This window comes from Neisseria iguanae (genome assembly GCF_003013245.1).
Taxonomy (GTDB): Bacteria; Pseudomonadota; Gammaproteobacteria; order Burkholderiales; family Neisseriaceae; genus Neisseria; species Neisseria iguanae.
This window is the reverse complement of the sequence record NZ_PXYY01000176.1, coordinates 1-1,143: the sequence shown is the minus strand read 5'-3', so window position 1 is coordinate 1,143 and position 1,143 is coordinate 1. Positions and strand designations below refer to the sequence as shown.

Below are 1,143 nucleotides of genomic sequence, written 5' to 3'. Positions count from 1 at the left end.
CCTCTAAATCCACCTAAAAAGAATTTAGCGGAATTTTCCATGGGCAGCTTCTTCCACCAACAAGTCCAAATCATGACGGCAAGCACACCGGCAGATTTCCTTTTATCAAACTCAAGCAAGTGCTTGACCGGCAGCCTGTCGAACAACTGCATCATCAATACAAGCCCCGTCACATCCGCAACCACCGAGGCTGTCCCGCCTATCCGCAGCCCTCCATGTTCAAAACCGTACTGACCGGCCGGCGTCACAGCCTTTCCTATCCCGAATCGGAGCACCGTCCGGCTACCGGCTCAGATTTCCATTTTTTCTGCGGCTTTGCTGATATTGCCTGACCCGGCCACAGTACGCTTTGCCGTTTCCGCACCCGGCCGGCCCAAAGTAACACTTTATCCCGGCTGCCCGGACTGATTAACCGCCGGCTGACAGCTGCCCGGGCAAGGCTTAAAAATAGGGAACGCCCCGGCTGCGGTGATTGATGCTACCCTCATCCAAACCACCGGCGGCAAACAATGCCGGGACGTCGGCACCGATGAGAACAGCACCATTACCGAAACCGCCCCCCGGCAAAGACAGGACGCACGCCGGGTTAAGAAAGACGGTAACCCCCTTCGGCTGCAAACAACACACCCGCACCGATGCAGACGGTTACATCGACAAATTATACATCACCCCGGCCAACACCCGCATGCGTAATCCTTTCGAACCGCTGTTGGCAGACACCGCACCCGGCACAGCCGTCTATGCCGATAAACGCACAGCAAAGCCATCTGCAAAGAAGACGGCTTTCAGACGGCATGATACGCAAAGCGCACAGAGGCAAATTTTTAACGGAGGAAGATAAACAGCGGAACAAGCAGCTGTCGAAAATCCGTTATGTGGTTGAACAAACCTTCGGTGTCTTGCACCGGCAATCCGGCTGCAAACGGGCGCGTTATTCCGGTTTACAGAAAGGGCGCCAAGCCGTCTGAAAGCGGTGTACCTGAACCTGTGGAAGGCAGCCGACAGGTTTCTGCTGCCTGAAAGGTAGGAAATACGCCCTGAAAAAGGGAAAATAAGGGCGGAGACAGTACTCAAAAAGGCAAAGCGGTTAATTGGTAACCCAATTAACTGCTTTGGTTGGTGTCTTTGTATTTTGCAAAGGCC

Annotated in this window: 1 pseudogene; it reads left to right on the top strand. The window is 54.0% G+C overall.

Going from position 1 to position 1,143, the window contains the following annotated elements:
• Positions 1-39: 39 nt before the first annotated feature.
• Positions 40-1,027, top strand: a pseudogene (locus C7N83_RS14385) (transposase).
• Positions 1,028-1,143: the final 116 nt, after the last annotated feature.